Raw genomic sequence first — 5,219 nt, forward strand, 5'->3', positions numbered from 1 at the left:
TGCGCTATTGACTTACAACGCGCAGGTACCATAATTAGGTATATATTGGTACTTGGAGAAACCAGATGGCTAAAAACACCAGCATTACCCTTGGAGACCATTTTGATGGCTTTATTGCTAGCCAAATTCAAACTGGTCGGTACGGTTCAGCAAGCGAGGTAATTCGTACAGCTCTTCGCTTGCTAGAAACACAGGAAACCAAATTAAACACTCTGCGTCAATTACTTGTAGCAGGTGAAGAAAGCGGCGATGCTGAATACGACCTTGAGCATCTGATATCAGAACTAGACGGTGAATTAAAAGAGTGAAACCGTTTACGTTAACCGTACTAGCAAAATCAGATCTAAAAGATATCGCATTGTTCACACAACGAAAATGGGGCCGAGAACAGCGTAATGTTTATCTTAAACAATTCGACGATTCATTTTGGATGTTGTCTGAAAATCCCGATATTGGCAAAAGCTGCGACGAAATAAGAGATGGATACAGAAAGTTTCCTCAAGGTAGCCATGTTATTTTCTACAAACAAACGGGCAGTCAGGAAATTCTGATCATAAGAATCCTTCATAAAAGTATGGATGTAAATCCTGTACGCTTTGGCGCATAACACCCACATAAGGGGCAGTAACACGTGGGCTAAAATCCGAGCGAAGCGACAGAGCCCACGTGTTACTGTCCCAGCGAGCCTGCGAGCGGCTTAATGTGATTGTTATAGCTCGGCAATGTGCGACAACGTTTCTGGGTGTCGCTGTACAAGTTTGAGTAGCGTAATTGCCTGTCCATTAGGAGCACTTCTACCCTGCTCCCAATTTTCAAGAGTACGAGACGAAGTGTGAAGTAAACGAGCGAAAACACCACGCGACATATTGAATTGCTCTCTAATGTTTACGATTTCATCTGGAGAGATATTCAATTCAGTTATATCGCTAATTTGATGGGTTTTTAGTGTTAATTTGCCCTCTGAATGCTTTTTGGCTTCAGCCAAAGCTGAACTTAACTCAGAGAAAAGATCACGGTTGCTCATTACGCCATGCCTCCATAAAAGCTTTTAGCTGTTTCTTTTGTTCTGCATTTAGATCAGACATTTCATTTTTGCCATAAATAGTTAGCAGATAGAAACGCCTCTTCTCATCAAAGTAATAGTAAATTACACGCGAGCCTCCACGCTTTCCCTTACCTCTGCCCGCTATACGAACTTTACGCAATCCGCCAGTTCCTTGGATTACATCTCCTTGTTTAGGGTTGGCCATTAGATCAGCTTGAAAGAGTCTAAATTCCTCCTCATTGATATAAGTGTCCCGAAATTTTTCAAAAATTGATGATTCAATAAATACACTTTTCATACAAAAAGTCTACGCGAACTGCGTATAAAAGGCAATTAACTATACGCATTTAGCGTACAGATATTTGAGGTGCGGAGAAAACAAGAGCTATAACGCCCGCATAACGGGCAATAACACGTAGGCTAAAATTGGAGCGAAGCGACTGAGCCTACGTGTTATTGTCCCAGCGAGCCTGCGAGCGAGTTAATGCGTTTGTGTACGCCCAGCATGGGCATGAACTAATGAGGTGAAAGTCCTCTGTAGGAAGATCACCGTTGTTTAACACTTTGTTATTCAACGCTAACTACTAGCGAATGGCAAGGGCTAAATCGCGAGAGATAGTCTGGAGGAAGCCGCTAGCAAATCTGCGAGCTGATGAACAAGAACATCATATGAGGCGTAGGCTGAAGGTGAGTTGGCACAAGACGACGAAACCATGTGATCTAACGGCCACCGTAAATGATGCAGCAGTGCAGAGACAGTGTATGCTCTTATCTGGGGAGATCTGCTTTACGAGCGGTCGGTCACTACCAGTGAGGCTCTGGTTTACAAGTGCCTTGGCGCAGAGGAAAGGCATCATCCACTGCGAGCGAATTCGATGCAAACCGATAGCGCTGTCAAAGGTAACTATGGCGGTGATAAAGCAGAAGTCAGCAGACGGCATAGTAGCCAAATGCCCAGTGTAATGGCTGGGACACGGTGAAGGCCGGAACATTTAGAACAAAGGAGGAGCCTTGTCAGACTTGAACACACGAATGCCGTCCGGTAATGACGTGACTCAGCGTACTGATGAGCAGCCAGCCGTTAGTGCAGATCTACTCGAACTTATTCTCCAGCCTTCCAATATTGTGGCGGCTTGGAAACAGGTTCGAGCCAATAAAGGGGCAGCTGGCATTGATGGAATGACCATTGATGACTTCCCCGCTTGGGCAAACGCCGGAAACTGGAAACGTATTATGACTGAGCTTCGCTCAGGCCAATACCAACCTTCACCGGTGAAACGCGTTGAGATTGACAAACCTGATGGCGGAAAACGTCAATTAGGGATCCCAACTATCGTTGATCGTGTGATCCAACAAGCGATTGCCCAAGTCCTTACGCCTATTTTCGACCCAACCTTCTCAGATAATAGCTTTGGGTTCAGGCCACATCGAAATGGGCAGCAAGCAGTGAAGCAGGTAAACAGTATTATCAAAACGGGACGCCGTTTTGCCGTGGATGTTGATCTGTCTAAGTTCTTTGACCGAGTTAATCACGATTTACTCATGACCTACCTTGGCTATAAAGTGAAGGATAAGCGATTGCTTAAACTGATTAAACGCTACTTACGAGCTGGGGTTATCGATAACCAGTTTTATAGTGAGAGTCGAGAAGGTGTACCTCAGGGCGGGCCATTATCGCCTCTACTGGCAAACATCATGCTCGACCCGTTGGACAAAGAGCTTGAGAAACGGGGTCACAAATTTGCCCGATATGCGGACGATTTTACCATATTGGTAAAGACGCCCCGTTCGGGTGAGCGCGTGCTCAATAGTATCAGCAGATTCTTGAGTCACCGTTTGAAATTGGTTGTTAATACAACCAAAAGCCACGTCGTTAAAACCAGTGAAAGCAAATTCCTTGGATTTACCTTCAAGGCAGGCCGCATTCAATGGCATCCAAAGACCCTGTTGAAGTTTAAGCAACAGGTCAGCCGGTTAACGAACCGTAACTGGGGCGTGTCGATGCATTACCAACTCTTTAAGCTCAGCCAGTATTTACGAGGCTGGATAAATTACTTTGGTATCGCCAGTGGGTATCAGCGATGCGTAGAACTGGATCATTGGATCCGGCGCAGAGTGCGAATGGCTTACTGGCGTCAGTGGCGAAAACCGCGTACCAAGGTACGAAACTTAATGAAACTGGACGTGCATGTTCAAGCTGCGGTTGCATGTGGTATCACCAGCAAAGGGCCATGGCGAAGTGCAAAATCTCCGGGGATCAATCAGGCACTATCACTTGATTACCTAAAATCCGAAGGGCTTTATTCACTACGCGATGGATGGGTTGCCCTTCACTATCCTAAATGAAACGCCCTGTGCGGAGCCGCATGCAGGGTGTTGTGGGGGCTGGAGGCTAGATACCTCCGGCTACCCGATTAGATGCCATCTCTAAAGATGAGCAATACATTTAATTTCAATTTTGAGTTCAGGCTGAACAAGTGCCGCTACTTGTACAACTGTTTGACTAACTTCAGGCATACCGCCATATGCAGATTCCCTTTGTCCATAAACAGTTTCAACGTTTCCCATCAATTCGTTCATATTAGTAACAAAGAAGGTTTCATCTACGATATTACTCATATCCGCCCCGAACTGTGACAAGACATCCTTCATATTTGAATAAGCAATAGCTGTTTGTTCGGCAATATCTAATGGAACCGAACCGTTGCTATCGATTCCTACTTGTCCTGCCATGTAAAGAATATTTCCAACTCGAGTACCTTGTGCAATGAAATCCTTGAATGGGCCACTTCGATAAGTTTTCTTTTCAATTGCCATTTTGAATTTTCCTCTAAGTTTATGAGCATCTAACACCCACATAAGGGGCAGTAATACGTGGGCTAAAATCCGAGCGAAGCGACAGAGCCCACGTGTTACTGTCCCAGGGAGCTTGCGACCGACTTTATGTGATTGTTAGCTACCATACTGCTCGTAGGCGTCCTCCAACAAGAGTAACAATTGGATAGGTTCGTATAAAATACTAAATGAGTATGAAACCACTGCTAGGATAGCGTAGACCCACGCAAAATAAATCGAATATTTGTGAACCCAGCTATAGGGCTTTAAATATGGCTTGACAGATGATCGCATTATTATCCCCACAGAGATTAATACTACGGTGAAAAATGAAAGCCCCTTTATCGGCGCAGAAAAACCCTCTAAGAAAAAACCATAAATAGTTATTCCTAAAATAACTCCACCAATAAAAATAACATAAGTCCCAGTAGCACCTGTAAAGTACGAAAGATGCTTTGAAATATTGTTTATAGTTTCGAGCTTCTCTTTGTCTGCTGAATAGATAAACATAATTAGAGACCAAACGATGAACACGGGGGTGGTTGATGATACCAGTTTGCTTGCAAGCATATCGTCTATGCCAACAATATCTCCCAAAATTGGATACTGGGTGGTTAAGGCTGAAATCCAGTCATAAGCTGGTGATGAAATAAATGGGCCCACAAGAAAGAACCCGATTGACGCAGATATGATTAATACTATTAGACAATAAAACAGAGAAAGCATCCTTGACTCCCTTTTCGAAGAACTAATATTTGACCGGTAGCTAACGCCCCAAGCAGGGGCAATAACACGTAGGCTATAATTCGGAACGAAGTGACGGGAGCCTACGTGTTAGTGTCCCGCTGCCTTGGTTTGTTAGCTGCCTTCCTTTGTTCTACTTCCTTTTTTGCATCCTTTCGCCAATCTTGGATTGGGTTCGGTGCTGGATGCTTATATTGCTTTAACATTGAGCCAAGCAGTCTATTTTTTCTATCGATCGAAAGCGTTTTATCTTGAACTTTTCCCAGTAAACTGTCCCTTCGAGCCATATAATCACGTAACTCCTCATTCGTTTCTGGAGTGAAACTTTCGGAAGCAAACTCTGAATTCCATTTATCTACTAAAATTGCTTCTTCTCTTACAGCTTTTCGCAAAGAGTTATTGAGAATAAATAGTTTAACTAGCTTCCAGAGCAATAGGTCTCTAAAAACAAGGATTGCTGGCATGATAATATATGTCGCTAACCCTGCTGCCAGAACTTTAAATATCGAAGTCCAAGTAATGTCCATGCTTCCTCCAGGCAGCTAACTTCTAAATATGGGGCACAAACAGGCAGGCTACAATGGCGAAGCCGCCT

General features: G+C 44.1%; 8 protein-coding genes. 3 read left to right on the plus strand and 5 right to left on the minus strand.

Translation table 11 applies throughout. From position 1 onward, the window contains the following. Positions 1–65: 65 nt before the first annotated feature. Both AC27IB_RS23295 and AC27IB_RS23300 read left to right on the plus strand, forming a co-directional pair. Complete coding sequence (locus AC27IB_RS23295) at positions 66–308, plus strand: type II toxin-antitoxin system ParD family antitoxin (protein ID WP_296052584.1); 243 nt, start codon at positions 66–68, stop codon at positions 306–308. Continuing rightward, a complete protein-coding gene (locus tag AC27IB_RS23300) occupies positions 305–607 on the plus strand; it encodes a type II toxin-antitoxin system RelE/ParE family toxin (protein ID WP_296052581.1) in 303 nt (100 codons plus the stop codon). The genes AC27IB_RS23295 and AC27IB_RS23300 overlap by 4 nt, the downstream gene beginning before the upstream one ends. Before the next feature lie 102 nt (positions 608–709). Here the strand turns inward: AC27IB_RS23300 and AC27IB_RS23305 are convergent, their stop codons facing one another. Continuing rightward, positions 710–1,024 (minus strand): helix-turn-helix domain-containing protein, encoded by a 315-nt coding sequence (locus AC27IB_RS23305; RefSeq protein WP_296052578.1) that lies wholly within the window; start codon positions 1,022–1,024, stop codon positions 710–712. Beyond that, positions 1,011–1,343, minus strand: a complete 333-nt coding sequence (locus AC27IB_RS23310; protein ID WP_296052575.1) for a type II toxin-antitoxin system RelE/ParE family toxin — start codon at positions 1,341–1,343, stop codon at positions 1,011–1,013. Before AC27IB_RS23310 ends, AC27IB_RS23305 begins: the two co-directional genes overlap by 14 nt. A gap of 713 nt (positions 1,344–2,056) precedes the next feature. Here AC27IB_RS23310 and ltrA point away from each other — a divergent pair. Then, a complete protein-coding gene (gene ltrA / locus AC27IB_RS23315) occupies positions 2,057–3,391 on the plus strand; it encodes a group II intron reverse transcriptase/maturase (protein ID WP_296052572.1) in 1,335 nt (444 codons plus the stop codon). An 81-nt stretch (positions 3,392–3,472) separates the two neighbouring features. Here ltrA and AC27IB_RS23320 read toward each other — a convergent pair whose 3' ends face one another. The 3 genes from AC27IB_RS23320 to AC27IB_RS23330 form a co-directional block, all read right to left on the minus strand. Beyond that, on the minus strand, positions 3,473–3,862 hold the full coding sequence (locus AC27IB_RS23320; RefSeq protein ID WP_487124013.1) for a RidA family protein: 390 nt from the start codon (positions 3,860–3,862) through the stop codon (positions 3,473–3,475). 135 nt (positions 3,863–3,997) lie between these two features. Continuing rightward, on the minus strand, positions 3,998–4,543 hold the full coding sequence (locus AC27IB_RS23325) for a hypothetical protein (RefSeq protein WP_487124015.1): 546 nt from the start codon (positions 4,541–4,543) through the stop codon (positions 3,998–4,000). 164 nt (positions 4,544–4,707) lie between these two features. Further along, complete coding sequence (locus AC27IB_RS23330; RefSeq protein ID WP_487124017.1) at positions 4,708–5,151, minus strand: hypothetical protein; 444 nt, start codon at positions 5,149–5,151, stop codon at positions 4,708–4,710. Positions 5,152–5,219 lie beyond the last annotated feature (68 nt).

The sequence above is a fragment of the Alteromonas sp. 4NH20-0104 genome, from assembly GCF_057547795.1.

Bases quoted from the DNA above. Each gene is read 5' to 3' on its own strand.
- AC27IB_RS23295 (WP_296052584.1), top strand. From the start codon at position 66: ATGGCTAAAAACACCAGCATTACCCTTGGAGACCATTTTGATGGCTTT.
- AC27IB_RS23305 (WP_296052578.1), bottom strand. From the start codon at position 1,024: ATGAGCAACCGTGATCTTTTCTCTGAGTTAAGTTCAGCTTTGGCTGAA.
- AC27IB_RS23310 (WP_296052575.1), bottom strand. From the start codon at position 1,343: ATGAAAAGTGTATTTATTGAATCATCAATTTTTGAAAAATTTCGGGAC.
- AC27IB_RS23320 (WP_487124013.1), bottom strand. From the start codon at position 3,862: ATGGCAATTGAAAAGAAAACTTATCGAAGTGGCCCATTCAAGGATTTC.
- AC27IB_RS23330 (WP_487124017.1), bottom strand. From the start codon at position 5,151: ATGGACATTACTTGGACTTCGATATTTAAAGTTCTGGCAGCAGGGTTA.